This is a genomic window from Roseobacter weihaiensis (assembly GCF_020622345.1).
In the GTDB taxonomy this organism is placed as follows: domain Bacteria; phylum Pseudomonadota; class Alphaproteobacteria; order Rhodobacterales; family Rhodobacteraceae; genus Roseobacter; species Roseobacter weihaiensis.
In genome coordinates, this window is record NZ_JACNMO010000040.1 from 1 (window position 1) to 14,467 (window position 14,467).

At 54.9% G+C, this 14,467-nt stretch carries 15 protein-coding genes and 1 pseudogene; 7 read left to right on the forward strand and 9 right to left on the reverse strand.

Translation table 11 applies throughout. The features are described 5' to 3' along the window. Positions 1-176: 176 nt before the first annotated feature. The 6 genes from H7847_RS25075 to H7847_RS25100 all read right to left on the reverse strand — a co-directional run bounded on the left by H7847_RS25075 (position 177) and on the right by H7847_RS25100 (position 3,871). The gene (locus tag H7847_RS25075; RefSeq protein WP_227272232.1) at positions 177-317 is read right to left on the reverse strand and encodes a hypothetical protein; all 141 of its coding nucleotides are present in this window, start codon (positions 315-317) and stop codon (positions 177-179) included. A gap of 4 nt (positions 318-321) precedes the next feature. Then, complete coding sequence (locus tag H7847_RS25080) at positions 322-1,230, reverse strand: hypothetical protein (protein ID WP_227272233.1); 909 nt, start codon at positions 1,228-1,230, stop codon at positions 322-324. Further along, positions 1,227-1,715 carry a DUF2515 family protein gene (locus H7847_RS25085; protein WP_227272234.1) on the reverse strand — a complete coding sequence of 163 codons (489 nt, stop codon included), beginning with the start codon at positions 1,713-1,715 and terminating at the stop codon, positions 1,227-1,229. Before H7847_RS25085 ends, H7847_RS25080 begins: the two co-directional genes overlap by 4 nt. Before the next feature lie 131 nt (positions 1,716-1,846). After that, positions 1,847-2,662, reverse strand: coding sequence for a hypothetical protein (locus H7847_RS25090; protein WP_227272235.1), 816 nt, complete (start codon positions 2,660-2,662; stop codon positions 1,847-1,849). Between the two features lie 95 nt (positions 2,663-2,757). Then, the gene (locus tag H7847_RS25095; protein ID WP_227272236.1) at positions 2,758-3,510 is read right to left on the reverse strand and encodes a DUF2515 family protein; all 753 of its coding nucleotides are present in this window, start codon (positions 3,508-3,510) and stop codon (positions 2,758-2,760) included. Next, entirely contained in the window at positions 3,503-3,871 is a 369-nt protein-coding gene (locus H7847_RS25100) for a hypothetical protein (RefSeq protein ID WP_227272237.1), read from the reverse strand. The genes H7847_RS25095 and H7847_RS25100 overlap by 8 nt, the downstream gene beginning before the upstream one ends. Before the next feature lie 67 nt (positions 3,872-3,938). Here H7847_RS25100 and H7847_RS25105 point away from each other — a divergent pair, with 67 nt between their 5' ends. The 4 genes from H7847_RS25105 to H7847_RS25120 all read left to right on the forward strand — a co-directional run bounded on the left by H7847_RS25105 (position 3,939) and on the right by H7847_RS25120 (position 7,738). Beyond that, a complete protein-coding gene (locus tag H7847_RS25105) occupies positions 3,939-4,151 on the forward strand; it encodes a hypothetical protein (RefSeq protein ID WP_227272238.1) in 213 nt (70 codons plus the stop codon). A 772-nt stretch (positions 4,152-4,923) separates the two neighbouring features. Continuing rightward, positions 4,924-5,790, forward strand: coding sequence for a helix-turn-helix domain-containing protein (locus H7847_RS25110; RefSeq protein ID WP_227272239.1), 867 nt, complete (start codon positions 4,924-4,926; stop codon positions 5,788-5,790). Beyond that, entirely contained in the window at positions 5,787-6,683 is an 897-nt protein-coding gene (locus H7847_RS25115; protein ID WP_227272240.1) for a helix-turn-helix transcriptional regulator, read from the forward strand. The genes H7847_RS25110 and H7847_RS25115 overlap by 4 nt, the downstream gene beginning before the upstream one ends. A gap of 362 nt (positions 6,684-7,045) precedes the next feature. Next, the gene (locus H7847_RS25120; RefSeq protein ID WP_227272241.1) at positions 7,046-7,738 is read left to right on the forward strand and encodes an SDR family NAD(P)-dependent oxidoreductase; all 693 of its coding nucleotides are present in this window, start codon (positions 7,046-7,048) and stop codon (positions 7,736-7,738) included. A 513-nt stretch (positions 7,739-8,251) separates the two neighbouring features. Here the strand turns inward: H7847_RS25120 and H7847_RS25125 are convergent. Next, positions 8,252-10,426, reverse strand: a complete 2,175-nt coding sequence (locus H7847_RS25125; RefSeq protein WP_227272242.1) for a xanthine dehydrogenase family protein molybdopterin-binding subunit — start codon at positions 10,424-10,426, stop codon at positions 8,252-8,254. Between the two features lie 5 nt (positions 10,427-10,431). After that, positions 10,432-10,887, reverse strand: coding sequence for a (2Fe-2S)-binding protein (locus H7847_RS25130; RefSeq protein WP_227272243.1), 456 nt, complete (start codon positions 10,885-10,887; stop codon positions 10,432-10,434). A 275-nt stretch (positions 10,888-11,162) separates the two neighbouring features. Here H7847_RS25130 and H7847_RS25135 point away from each other — a divergent pair, with 275 nt between their 5' ends. The 3 genes from H7847_RS25135 to H7847_RS25145 all read left to right on the forward strand — a co-directional run bounded on the left by H7847_RS25135 (position 11,163) and on the right by H7847_RS25145 (position 13,891). Next, complete coding sequence (locus tag H7847_RS25135; RefSeq protein WP_227272244.1) at positions 11,163-11,471, forward strand: SDR family NAD(P)-dependent oxidoreductase; 309 nt, start codon at positions 11,163-11,165, stop codon at positions 11,469-11,471. Positions 11,472-11,497: 26 nt separating this feature from the next. Further along, a complete protein-coding gene (locus H7847_RS25140; RefSeq protein WP_227272245.1) occupies positions 11,498-12,781 on the forward strand; it encodes an alginate export family protein in 1,284 nt (427 codons plus the stop codon). An 801-nt stretch (positions 12,782-13,582) separates the two neighbouring features. Then, positions 13,583-13,891, forward strand: a complete 309-nt coding sequence (locus H7847_RS25145; RefSeq protein ID WP_227272246.1) for a hypothetical protein — start codon at positions 13,583-13,585, stop codon at positions 13,889-13,891. A 123-nt stretch (positions 13,892-14,014) separates the two neighbouring features. Here the strand turns inward: H7847_RS25145 and H7847_RS25150 are convergent. Beyond that, positions 14,015-14,376 (reverse strand): annotated as a pseudogene (locus H7847_RS25150) (IS110 family transposase); the annotation flags it as partial. Between the last annotated feature and the right edge of the window lie 91 nt (positions 14,377-14,467).

Sequence of the window (14,467 nt, forward strand, 5' to 3'; positions counted from 1 at the left end):
TCTCGCGGATGAATGGCTCAGACATGCAACAAGCACCCTGAGCCAAACCCCCCGAAAATCTCCAGCCGGGGGGTCCAAACAAGGGGAGCAGCTCAGCCGACAATGCACTAACAATCAAACCGGACCATCTAAGTGGGGCTGCTTAGTAACGGGCGGGTATCTTCTAATCACGTTGGCTACGTGAATTCAAGAATTGCAGGGATCATTAGCAGGAAACCAATTATCAGGCGGCCAAGACCGGTTCCGAAAAATGTGCTTTTGACGGCAAGATCAGAAAATACCTCTTGGTATGGCGGTATCTTGGCGTCTTTTGCCATCTTTTTACTCTATAAATTCACCATCCCAATCCTCTGGCCGCCAATCGGGATCATCGAGCCAAATGGAAAGTGGAATGGCTTGATCCGGACGCCCGGTTTCTTCAACCCGCCGCGCATCCCGCAGGCGGTTCAATTCTTGCGCCACTGGACTTTCGAATTCTGCCTTAATTGCCACAAGAAACAGAAAAGTATCTTCTGCCGTCGGGTCGAGCGGCGCGGACAGCGCCGCGGGTGGCATAAAAGATCCGGGCGACGAGCTATTGTAGTGCCGGATTTCGACACCTGCTTTGATCGCAGGATTATCACATTGTTCCCAAAAACCAACCGATGTCCACTTTGGTCCTGTCGCTAAAAGAAAGTCCTCAAAAACAATAGTGTCTTTGACAGGCTGTCGCGGCGTGAATTTGCCTGCACTCCGTACCCATCCGGCATTGTCGAAAAGGGCAATCAATTTCTTGAGTTCAATCTGCATTTCGTCCCACAGCATAGGTTCGAGCGGGAAAATGGCTTCTATATCGTCGATGAAGCCGCCTACGTGACTAAACTTGAATTGACGCCCGGCTGGTAAAGTGATGGGGCAAGATAGGTGATCGTATTCAAGAACAATGCCGCCTGGGTCTTCCATAAATCGATCCGAAGCACGGGCGGTGAGGTAGTCCACGGCGTCGTCATCATGATCAGCGAGAGAAAGCCGCCGCTTACGGTTCAGCAAGGTTATCTCTGTTCGGTCGAAGAGTTTGTTTTCGTGAATATAGCGGTGCATGCTATCAAGCACACGGGCTTTGATTTTGACGACAGGGCGTTCATCAGCTACCATTTTTGGGGTGCTCCTCAGAAGATCAGCGCGCAAAGCAAATATGGATCCGGCCACAATAGAAATTGCGACGAGGATCAAAGCCAGACGTGGGGTCATGGCAAACCTTCGATTTCTTTCATGCGGTCCATGAGTTTTCCGTAATACTTAACGCGGTCTTCGGCGTTCTGAATCGCCAGATCCCCCAATGTTACCAGATTGTCTCGCGTACATTCGTAAGAGATCGGGATTGAAGTTTGATCGCGCGGCAGCAAACTCTCCGCAGTCGCCATGTCGTCAAACGTATCTTCGTGTCTTTCATAGACGGGCTGCACAACATCGACTTGTTCGTGCTCTGCAAGTAAATCTGCTGCCTTTTTCAGGTTGCCCGAGTTTAATTCGCCCAAAGCGCCCATCAATCGGTCATCAACCACCAGTTCACCGGCCGCAACGCATTGTTTCAGTCGCTCATATCCGCAGTCATGCATGAATTTGTTGGGGGGATAAACCGACGTAAAGATGGTTGTGTTCGCGTCTCTCAAAGCATCCAGCGCCTCTCCAGGGTTCACCACTGCTCTCCCAAAAGTCTGCGCCAGTGAGCCCATTACCGGCTTTTCAGACGGATAGAAGTTCTTCTATCAGGCGGCCAAGACCGGTTCCGAAAAATGTGCTTTTGACGGCAAGATCAGAAAATACCTCTTGGTATGGCGGTATCTTGGCGTCTTCTGCCATCTTCTTATTCTATAAATTCACCATCCCAATCCTCTGGCCGCCAATCGGGATCATCGAGCCAAATGGAAAGTGGAATGGCTTGATCCGGACGCCCGGTTTCTTCAACCCGCCGCGCATCACGGAGACGGGTCATCTCGGGTTGTACAGGACCTTCGTTGTCTGCCAAGAAACGTATCAGAAACAAGAATTTGTCTTCGGCGTTTTCGTCCAAAGGCTCTGACAATGCGGCAGGCGGTATGAACGATCCGGGCGACGAACTGTTGTAGTGTCGGATTTGCAAATACGCCGTAACACCTGGAATATCGCATTGGTTCCAGTACCCCACGCCGGCCCATTTGGGGCCGAAGGATTTAAGGAAGTCTTCAAAGACAATTTCCTCTTTAATACCGTTTCTTGGTACTGAGGTTGCCGACGTGCTGCGCACCCATCCTGCATCATCAAACATTGCAATCAGCTTTTTTAGCTCTGCCTGCATCTCATCCCAAGTCATCGGCTCCAGGGGGAAGATGGCTTCTATCTCGTCAATAAAGCCGCCGGTATGGCCGAATTTGAACTGGCGACCAGCGGGCAAGGTGACAGAGCAGTCTGGATGGTCATAATGTAAGATGATCCCGCCCGGGTCCTCAGTGTATCGATCCGAGGCACGGGCGGTGAGGTAATCCACCCATTGATCGTCGTGATCTGGTTGAGAGAGTTCGTCCTTACGATTCAAATCTGTGAGTTCTGTCCGACCATAGAGTTTGTTTTCGTGAATATAGCGGTGCATGCTGTCCAGCACACGGGCATTGATCGTGACGATAGGACGGTCTTCGGTTGCCATTTTGGGAGTGCTCCTAAAAAGATCAGTGCTCAAAGCCAATGTGGATCCGGTGACAATAAGGATTGTGACAAGGATCAAAGCGAGACGTTTCATCATCACAGACCTTCAATCTCCCGCATCCTGTCCATGAGTTTTCTGTAATACTTGACGCGATCCCTGGGCTTTTGAATTTCCAGATCGCCCAGCGGTACAAGATCGTCTCGCGTACATTCATAAGCTACCGGAATGGATGTTTGATCGCCCGGGACCCAACCATCTGCAGTCACCATATCGTCAAACGTATCTTTGTGCCGTTCGTAGACAGGTTGAACCACATCCATCTGCTCATGCTCGGCCATTATGTCTGCACCTTCCGCGAGGTTGCCGCGATCCACCTCTTTTAATGCGTCCATAAGTCGATCATCTACATCTAGCACACCTGAGTCCACGCATTGTTTCAGTCGCTCATATCCGCAGTCATGCATGAATTTGTTGGGGGGATAAACCGACGTAAAGATGGTTGTGTTCGCGTCTCTCAAAGCATCCAGTGCTTCACTCGGGTTCACAATGGCTCGGCCAAAAGTCTGCGCACCCATCCCCATCCAGAAATTTTCCGACGGATAGAAGTTCTTCATCGCACACCCGCCTTGGGTTGAAACATACCCTGCCAAGCGAACCCAATGGTTGTTTGGCATCGCGGCACCCAAATCCTTATAGGCTTCTGTAATTGCAACATTCCGATCTACAGCATCATCAATCCGCGTGATCCGGTTCACATCCTCCATCACCATGTCCATTGCTTCCCTGCAATTACTGGGGCATTGCTGAATGGGGCTGTCAGGGACCTGGGTCGTGCTGAAATCATTCATCAGGGGGTCTCTCGGAAAGACCTGGTTCAAGGTCCGGTATAAAGTGTCGGCGGATACAGACACATTTCTCTTCATTCGTCTTGAAGGGAGCCGCTATGATCTGCTTGAAATACGGATCGGACCAAAGCGCATTTCCGGTTAGGCAACAGGCCTCGACCAGATCATAGATATGCTGCTCAGCCCGGAACCCCAGCGATTGCGCACGTGTGCGGGCCGCGGCGACGTATTCGACGAAACCATCTGTTTGCATCTGCCCCACGCCGTCGTATTTTTCGAGAAGGGTTGCGACTATCCTTCTATCGAATTTCCGCTGCAAATCCGGGACAATTGTATTGATCGCATTTTCCGAAAGTCGGAGCATTGGGTCTCTCGCTGTCGATTGCCAAGGCCACCGTCCGCGCTTACTTTAGGCGGAACTGGCAGGCGAAATGTTACTCGGTCACCGATCTATCAAGGCGCATTCTCTGGTCGTCAATCGTTTCCCGCATTTGAGCGATTTCGCGCTCATAGGGGATGAGGTGTTTCAACCGGACTTCCATCCGCAGTTTTCAGATTGCACTGCTCTGCGCCCCGACCTTCTGCCGCCGAAGGCCGGAGTTTTCCGCTTTGTCTCAGCATGGCGGGCTGGTATCGCCAACTGAGTTTGTCTTCTGGATCGGGGGATAGCCATACCGGACAGACGCGCTTGCCATCACAGGTGATCTTCAGATCAGCGTTTCGCTGGGGAAGACCAGAATATCGCCGGTGGAACGGCTGCGGAGATTGTGGAGGAACAGGACGGGACATTTCTTTACGTCGTGGGCGACGGCGGTCCGCTTGAAAGCTTGCTGCTTCAGGCACCTTCTGTTGTGAAACGCCGGATTAGTGTTTTCAGCAACGACTGAAGACTATCAACGCGCCTTGCCCGTTCGTTTCTCGTGGGCGCCAATGCAGCCAATCCGTGATGCTGGAACAATGTCTTGGGCCGATCTCAAGACCTGCCCGACGATGGATATAAGGTGACCTGATCCGGTCGGTCGACGCGGCTGGCCTACCAGGTTGCGGCCCGCAATTCCTGTAAAAATATCGTTGCAGTGATCTTGTCGTCCTTTGCGTTGCTGAGAATGGCCAGATTGTCTGTTAAGGCGTTAATGATTTGCCCTGAAGATGGCTGGAATCCTTGTTTTTGAGCGTACATATCACCATCTAAATAAAAATCTCATGAAGAATTGGAGAACGGAGGACCGGCGTGGCGGACAGAAACTGCAATCAACGACAGAACTTCGCTTTCGGGCGGGAAAGAGGGGCAATCCCTTGCCCGGACGCATCGCTTGACGACAAGCCCGATTCCATGCGCTCCTTCGTTCCATCCGACCGCTGCCCCGTCCTGGAAAACGACCGTGCCTCATTCATTCAGAGCTGGAGCATTCCCGGATGACCTCCAGCAAGGTTCTCGATGTGCCGTTCGATGGCCCTCCGGTGGCGCGTATTCCGGCTCTCAAACACCGCTGCGATCTCAGCGGTATAAGTGTGACCGCGCTTCCTCCGGGGGAAATCGAGGTGCGGATTGTTGCGGAAACCTATTTTCTGGACATCAATTTGAGCAACATGCCTGTGCAGTACGCAGCAAACCGCGATCGCTTGAATGCAACGAATTTCACGCCTGAAACCGTCGCTTTTGCCGCACCCGGGACAGATTTCCGGCTGAGGGGGCAAAACAATCTTTGGGGTATCGTGATCGAGCTCGAGCCGGATCGCGCCACCTCCATCGATCTGGAGAGACTGGACGGCTCTTACTTGCCATCAGGGTTTTATGACTACCATCGCCACGGACATGCGGCGCAGATCGGGCGTTATCTGATCGACCATTTGAGAAGGCCGCGGATCAACCATCTCTATACGGAGGGGATGGCTTTGGCCGCACTCGGTGCGACGCTCTCGAGGATCACAGGTGCTGACGCCCCGCCCGTCCGCGGCCACGACATACGCATCACCCGTGTGATCGACTATATCGAGACCCACTATGGCAAACAGCTTGCCGTTGCAGAACTCGCGGGCGTCGCCGCGATGAGTCCGAGCCACTTTTCAAAATGTTTCAAGGCGTCGACGGGCGAGGCGGTCTGGGCCTACGTCCAGCGGCGGCGCTGCGAGCGGGCGCGGGAGACATTGCTTTATACCAATGACCCGATTGCCCAGATCGCCTATGCCTGCGGCTTTGCCAATCAGGGGCATCTGACCAGTGTTTTCAGGAAGATGTTTGATGTGACGCCGGGCGCGATACGCAGTGGAGCCGCGCAATGAGCGAACCACAGCATGCGGCCCCGGGGCAGCGTTTTGATAGCTACGCTGAGTTTTATCAAAAGTCGACCTATGCTGACTTTCCGCAGGAGCATCGCAGTAATGGCTCATTCGGGCTGACAATGGTTGAAGTCCAGCAAGAAGCGTTCGACTTTATTGATCCGCCTCTACCGGAAATTGTTTTTGTTCATGTCCCCAAACTCCGGGGACGTGCATTTACTGACTTCGGGGATGGCGTCAAGGCAGTGGAAAACCCGCAACCGAATATGTTGCAAGTCACGCCGCCTTGGACAGAATCTCATTGCGGTGTTGACCAGCCACATCAAATCATGGCGGCGGCATTGCCACTGGCGACGGTCGATCATTTGCTTGGTGGCTACGGGCTTGGCGAGAATGTGTTTTCCAAATTCTATGCGCCGGGCACATCTGCAGCGCATGCAACGGCCCTTGTGGGCGCAATGTGGCGTTATTCGACTATTCCGGGCGGTGCAGCGAACCTGTATCTGGACGGTTTAACGATGCAGTTTCTGGCGCTGACGGCGGATAGCGCTGGGATTTCACCAATTGGCCCCGGTCGACCCGAAGACGTACGCATCACCCGCGTGATCGACTATATCGAGGCGCACTACGGCGAGCCGCTCGCTGTTGCGGAACTCGCGGCCGTCGCCGCGATGAGTCCCAGTCATTTCTCAAAGTGCTTCAAAGCGACAACCGGTGAGCCGGTCTGGGTCTATGTCCAGCGCCGACGCTGCGAGCGGGCGCGTGATAAGCTTGCGACCACACACGAGGCCATCGCGCAGATCGCTTATGCCTGCGGCTTTGCCAATCAAGGGCATCTGACCAGTGTTTTCAAGAAGACGTTTGGGGTCACGCCGGGGCAGGTGCGGCGCGTTTAGCGGGCCACCCGGCCCGCGTCGAAGGCACCGCCCCGTAGAAACTCAGCATATCTTACCGGCTGACGCGGGCTGTCCTGTCTGCGACGCATATCATTTGTTGAAGCCGAAAGCGTAATCTGAAAAACAATGATCGGATTCCATAAGTATTGACGCTCAAAGCCCTCTATCGTTTTGGAAGACTATACGCTCCGAATGGCTGGCCTTGATCGCAATCACGGGAAGTCCAGCCTCTCTGGGAAAGGACGTTTCTGCAACGTGAACTCTGAAGCCTCACCGTCAATGCAGACAATGGCTCCTCAGCTTGAAGTCGATCCGGCAAAAATCGTCGCCTTCAGCAATACACAAATCGCGCGGGATCGGTGATGAAGTCTAAGACAGCCCTTATCACGGGCGGAAGTCGCGGCGTCGGATTTGCGATCTGCCGCCAGCTCGCGCGTCAAGATTGCCGCGTGTTGATCAGCACGAGCGACCCTGACCACGGCCAGGCAGCGGTCGCGGCGCTTTCGTCATCCTCGTTGCAGGCCGAGGCGCTGCATGTTGATCTCGCCAATGCGATGTCGATCGAAGAAGCGTATTACGATCTTGAAGGACGGGATATCGCGGTCGATGTTCTGGTCCATGCGGCAGGAGTCTTTCCGACCGGCGCTGTGCTGAAAAGCGATCCGGATCAGATGATCGGGGCGCTGAGCGTCAATGTGTTCGGGGCGATGCGTCTGGCGCATCTGTTTATGCCGGGTATGATCGCGCGTGGTTACGGTCGTGTCGTCCACATAACGCATGCGCAGGGCGAGGCTAATGGCGGTTTGGTGTCCGTTCCGAGCTGCATGTTATCGCTCGGAGCGCTGAACGCGTTGACGCTGTGCCTCGCCGCAGAAGCAGCAGGCGACGTGACCGTCAACGCCGTCTACGCCGATTTGAAAGAGCGAGGAGTGCCGGGCGCGGTCGCCGGTCGGTCTTTGGCAGAAACTGCCGCAACAGTCGTCTGGCTGATCGAGCATCCTGAAGGCGGACCGAATGGACGTTTCCTCGAACGGCGGGGGTCTACACTTCATTAGGTCGGGAGGCTGCAAGGCGGAAATTTGACCGAAACACTGCCGAGTGTTTCCAAGGGTACCGTGTAAATCCGCGCCGGAGTTGCCAGATCTCAAGAAAGCCCGCCCTGCAAACCTGCATAGAATTCTGGTGGTTAAATTGTTTCAAGACCGATCCAATGGAGCCTTATTGAGACATAAGGCGGGTAGGCGGTAAGTTGACGGCCAAGTCCTCGATGAGCTTGTTTGAGACGGCGTAGCGCGCCGAGCTGATGTAGACCGTGCCGATCCCGCGCCTGGATGACAGATGCCAAGGGTTTCATAAGGTCGAGCAGTTAGGCTACCGCATAGCTGGTAATCGTAGGCGCTGCATCAGGCTTGCCGACGATGTGATCTTGGCCGGTCTCAAACGGCGAAGTCAAACGTGCCGTTATGTGCCTTTTTCCGCAGGGTCAGATGTCGGAAGACACGATGTTCGACAGCTTGCCGTGCTTTAGAAGCCCGCCCGAGCAATCAGGATGCTTTCACCTATGGGCGTCAAAAAGGAGCACCATGCTTTGCAAATGGTAACCGACGAAATCTTTCGCCTGTCGCCGCAAAAATCGCATTACCAAGTGCGGGGGCGACCATGGGCGTCCCAACTTCTCCGAAGGACCCAGGCTCTTCGCCCGCTTCGATGATTTCCACGACCAGCCGGGGGGCACTGTCAATCCGCAGCATTTCATAATCGAAGAAGTTGCGCTGATCCGGATAGCCATCCGTGAAGGTCGTTTCTTCCAGAAACGCCCAGCTGAACCCGAACAGCAAACCGCCCTCGAGATTCTGCTTGGCCAGCAAAGGATTGATCACCAGACCTGAATTGCAGACGCAATAGAGTGTTGTGACCCGGAGCACGCCATCTTGCTCTTGCAACTCGACAACGACAGCGACACGCGAGCGCCAGTAGTTCTTGTTGTGCATGAACGCAATACCGCGGAATACCCCCGTCCTCTCGGCTTGCCATTCAGACAACTCTGCGACGCGTTCGATCACCGCGCGACTCCGTTTGTCCGTGATCAGCGACAACCGATATTCAAGAGGATCGCGGTCTAAATGATGCGCGGCTTCGTCGATCAGGGACTCGACTAGAAGCAGGTTATGGTTATCCATGTTGCCGCGCCATGGGCCGATCCGTGGCGGAGAAAGATAGGGGGCGTAGCGCCCGTTTTCGTCCTCAATGCCATAATCGGAGTCCAGCAGACCAATCGCAGGAATGTCGAGCGGCTTGACCTGTTCGTACCAGTCTGGAAGCATGTTCTGCCAGAAACCCGTTGCTGAGACTTTGGCACTGTAAGCGACCGGACGGCCGTCCTCATCAAGACCCAGGCGGCCATGCACCATCGCGGCAGTACGGAACTGGTCCATCAAGATGTCTTCTTCTCTTGACCAAATCACCTTAACGGGGGCCTGCACCGCCTGGGATAGAAGAATAGCCTCTTCAACATGCTCGCGCCCGGTCCGCCGTCCAAACGCACCCCCCATGAACTCGTTGTGGATTTCGATCGTTGCGGGATCGACACCCAGTACATCTGCCGCATATCCGGCATCAAGCGTTGGCGATTGGGTCGAAAGCCATAACTTGCAGGTGTCCCCTTGAACGAAAGCGGTGCAAGTAACCGGCTCGATGCAGCCGTGCGCAGCCATCGGCATCTCATACGTCGCTTCAATGATGTCTGATGCGGTTTGGAGCCGTGTCTCGGCATCGCCCTTGATCTGGGGAACCTCCACGCCATCGGCAGCAAGCCCGGCAACCAGGGACGCTCGCATATCCTCCGTCGAGAAGTTATCCGCGTCGATTGGGTCAAACACGACCTCCACCGTTCGAAGCGCTGTCACGGCCTGCCAATAGTGATCGGCGACGACGGCAATGCCGTGTGGCACAACCAGGACCTTGCGCACGCCTGGCATCTTGGTCGCTGTGGACCCATCAAAAGATGCGACGCTGGCCCGCCCAAGCGGCCCATGCCGGACTGCGGCCCAAACCATGCCGGGAACAACATGGTCGATGCCGTATTTCGCTGACCCGTCAAGCTTGACGGCCAAATCGAGCCGCGGGCGCGATTGCCCGATCAGCGTGAATTCAGAGCGGGCCTTCAAGGGCGGGTCGGCTGGTACAGGCTGCAGCAGCGCGTCTTCCGACAATTCGGCGAACGTCCAGACATCTCCGGTTGGTTCATGAACAACGGTCGATTGATTGGTTGAGAACTCCGATACATCGGCTCCGGATTGCTCCGCGGTGGCCGCGATCAGCATTGCGCGCGCCGCTGCCCCCGCTTGCCGCATGGGTAGAAAGAACGTGGAGGTGGATGTACTTCCTCCCGTAAGCACGATGCCGCCGTATAGATCAGGGCTGATGAACTCGGATCTCCGCTCCGTCGAAAAGCGGAAATGCGTTCGATCCCAATCGGCGCCGAGTTCTTCAGCCAGGATCTGGGTGAGGCCTGTCGTGATGCCCTGACCCATCTCTGCCTGTGCGACGAAGACTTCGATGTCGTTGTCAGGTGTGACCGCAAGAAAGGCATTGATACGTCTGGTGTTGGGCGCGATCCCACCAGCGCGCGCGGCGGTGGAAAATGACGGCAAGATGAAACTAAGCGCGAGGCCCGTGCTTCCGGTGGCTTTCAGGAAATGCCGCCGATCCATGTCAGTCGCTTTACGAAGTTCGATTGGCATGACCCTCATCTTTCCATTTGCTGGGCGGCTGTTTTGATCGCTTTGCGGATGCGGTCGTAGGTCATGCAGCGGCAAAGATTTCCGGCCATCGCCGCATCTATGTCCTCGTCGGTTGGTGCCGTAACATCGCGGACCAATGAAATCGCCGACATGATTTGACCTGACTGGCAGTATCCGCATTGCGGCACCTGCAATTCCGTCCAGGCCGCACGAACCGCCTCTTCCGCTTTGGACCGCGCACCCTCTATCGTGGTAATGGCCGTTCCTTCGGCTGCTGCGACCGGGTAGACGCATGAGCGCTGAGGATAGCCATCAATATGAACAGTACAGGCACCGCAGGAAGCGATGCCACACCCGAACTTGGTTCCAGTCAGCGATAGATGATCTCGAAGCACCCAGAGAAGCGGTGTATCGGGGTCCACCTCCAAGTCGACATCTTCACCGTTAATGTTAAGCCGCATACGGACCGCTCCTTATCGTAGGGATTCCGGGTGATATGCTAGGCGCAGGGGCGCGCGGCGAATTTCAGGATTCACTGATGCTCTGCTGAAATCCGGCGGTACTTCAAAACACTCAGGTTCTGTTCTTTTCGCGCCTTGGCTCGTAGACCGACCCGCAATAGGCGCGAAACGTGGTGCCTGCGCCTGCCTTAGTGCGATCGACGGGTTATGCGGGCACTGGACTGTTGGCGGAAGGCTTGTCTGACCCCCTTTTTTCCAACGCTGCCGAGATGCACATGAGATATTCGGCTACAAAGGCAGGCGTTCAGGGCTTTACCCGAACGCTTGCTGTTGAGCAGCAGGCGAATGGGGTACGGGTCAATTGCGTGGTCCCCGGTGCTATTGCAACGGAAATGCTCGAGCGTTTCTCGTCGACGATTGGTGGTTTCGATGCTCAAAAGAACGTGCCGATGGGGCGGGCAGGGACAGCAGAAGAGGTCGCCGCGGCCATTGTCTGGCTATGCTCTCCCGCAGCGTCCTATGTCACGGGACAGTCGCTCGGCGTCGACGACGGGATAACTGTGGTCATGCCCGCCGCCGAATGAAAAACTGGCGGACTGGTCGCTCTGCAGTGGCGATACTGCTTTCGGCCTCGAACTTAAGCATAGCCGCCACAGCTTGCGCCCAGACAAAGGCGCAGGACGCCGCAGGTGAACAGATACGTATTTTTCGATGGACGGAGGACTACTCTTACATTGAGGAAATGAATCGACCGCGGGCAGGCTTTGAGCATCTGAAGTGGATCCCAGTGGATCCCAACATCAGGCTCAACCTTGGAGGACAATACCGACTGCGCGTGGACAGTTTTCACAATCCCAGTTTTGATCTGGTTTCAGGTCAAGACGGTTTCACGTCGGTCACACATCGCTTCCTCGCACATGCCGACCTTCATGTCGGAGACAATATCAGAATATTTACCGAACTGGGGTTCTACGTCGAAGATGGCCGGGAGCCGGGTGCCCGTCCTGTTGACGAAAGCGCTCCGGATTTGCAGCAGGCGTTTGTCGAACTGCGAAACGATGCCCTGCCGTTCTCACCGATGCTTCGGCTCGGGCGCCAGGAAATTGTCTTTGGTGCGCCGCGATTTCTAAGTCTGCGTGAAGGCGCCAATACTCGCCGGCGCTTCGACGCGGTGCGTCTTGATCTGAACATTGAAAACAGTACGCTGACGGTTTTTGCGGGACGTCCGATCGAACTGGAAGACGGCTGGTTTTCGGGTAGCGCGGATAACACAGAGGCGATATGGGGCATTTATCTGCAGTCACCTTCACCCTTTTCGGCCGCGGGCGGTTTGGATCTGGCATACATCGGTCGCCGAGATAAAGATGAAAGCTGGGCGCAGGGCACCGGATTGGAAAGACGCCATACATTTTCAGTGCGCGCCTTTGGCCAAGCGCCTTTGGCAACCGGAATGTTTGACTATGATGTCCAGGGAGGTGTTCAGACAGGCACATTCGGTGACGGCGACATCTTTGCCTGGGGTCTATCGGCTGAAATCGGTTACCGGTTTGCAGAGATACCCTGGACGCCGCGTTTCGCTCTGCGCGCCAATGTCATGTCCGGCGATGACGATCCTGACGACCCCGACTTAGGAACACTCAACGCGCTCTATCCCAACCTCGCCTATTTTACCGACGCTACTGCGTTCGCACGGGCAAACATGATCGACATTCACCCTATGATCGAGTTTCGCCCCCATGAAAGCCTCACTTTTGAAGTGGGGGCGGACTTTCTCTTCCGCCTGCGCGAGGAAGACGCCGTCTATGGACCCGGATACGTACCGTTGGTGCCAGCCGGGCAAGGGGCAGTGGCCAAATCGCGACGCTCGCCGAAATCACCGCTATCTGGAACGTAAATGATCATCTGGAACTCAATGCGAGCTTCGTCCGAGGGTTGGCTGGTCCAGTCATAGATCGGGTTGACGGCAGCGATTTTGACTTTGGCTTTGCGCAGGCAAGCTTTCGATTCTGAACACACGGGACCGGATGCATTGCCTGCCCGATCAGGATACTAACAGTCGCCTTTGCCTTAAAAAGCCCCTTGGGTGCAAGTCGCTTGGTGACGACCGGGTGGTTCTTTCAGTATCGGATTGGCATCTCTAGCTCGTGGAGTTTCTTCAGCAGACCGGCGACACTATCTCCTGTCGCATAAATGATCTTACGACCCGTGATCTGTTCTTTCTGGCCCCTGCCGGACATCAAATCCAGAATGGTGTCTTCAATCCTTGCGATATGCCGATCCATGCAGAACTCGCAGCCGGAATGCTTGGCCTAAGATACCAGTTTGCGATACAGCCACCGCGTATTGATGTTATGCGCTGTCTGATGTCAGCGCCTATGGGACCCAATAAGGGAATTTCCGTTTGGCCACGATCAACGTAGCTATGGAAATCATCAAGCATTACTCCGCAGGCGCAAGGTGATTGTGAAAATATCCATCGATTTGGCAATTCAGACTTGTAGTCTGTTCAGACAGACCGAGCCATCTCTCGGAGTGGGGCAGGCGGTCGAACTTTGGTAAACTAGGGTATAACTGAAAAGCTGACCAGGCCTGCTGACCTTCAATCCTTCAATGCGCCTCCTGTAAGCGATCCTATGCGGGACAATGCTGCCATTTGTGAGCTCACTATTCCGTCTGGTTTTGTAAGATTGCGGACATGATGACGGAACACTCAAAATGGAAGCCAAGGTTTTTTGAACTAAGGCGACAGACCGACGGTTTGGTTTATCGTTTTGAAAGAGCGACTGACACTGAAGGGCGATCTGGCTTTAAACGAACCGATGGAGACTACTGGATAATTTGTCATGCAAAGCTCGGGTGGATTGCCGCAAACCACGGTACCGATGAGGTTTTTGGCCGACCGTGGGACCAGCTGAGCGCTCAATCGACGCAGGCACCACCGGAAGGAATTTGGGTCAGCCGTAAAGGTTCAAAATCATACGTTTATGATTTAATTTATAATTAGCCGCAAAAAACCGAAGTCGTAGGTTGGGCTTCTGCCATCATCGAGTGCAGCGCTGCAACGCCCAAATCGCCTCGACCTTGAGCAACGCTCGCGGTCTGAATGTATGTATCCGCTGTAAGGGCCGATCAGCAAGGCGCGGATCTGACTGATCGCCGGTGTTCCGCGCGACACGGGGCGTGAACGAACGCGATGGGGCGCCGACAGACCAAAATGATCCTGGCTCTTCTCGGAAACGGTTTGCAGGTTCGGGCGCAGAGCGACTGCGGCAATCGCTTCTGCGTCATTGCAGTCGTTCTTTGGCCCTTGGTGCAGCTCATAAAATGGGCGCCCAAGCAGGCCTCCATACCCACAATGCGGCGGGGCCGCTCTTCAAATGTTGCAACATGCGCAAATCGTTTGATTTGCTTGCGCAGGACGCGCTGTCCCGTCTGAACAAAGCCCACCGAATGGAATGTGTCTTTGCCAATGCCGATGCCAACCGACATGAGATTATCAAGCCTTTCTTCGCCAGGCTGCTTCTCCGGTTTGCAGAAATAGGCAAAGCCTAACCTGCCGCGTGAAGCAGCCGGTACATTT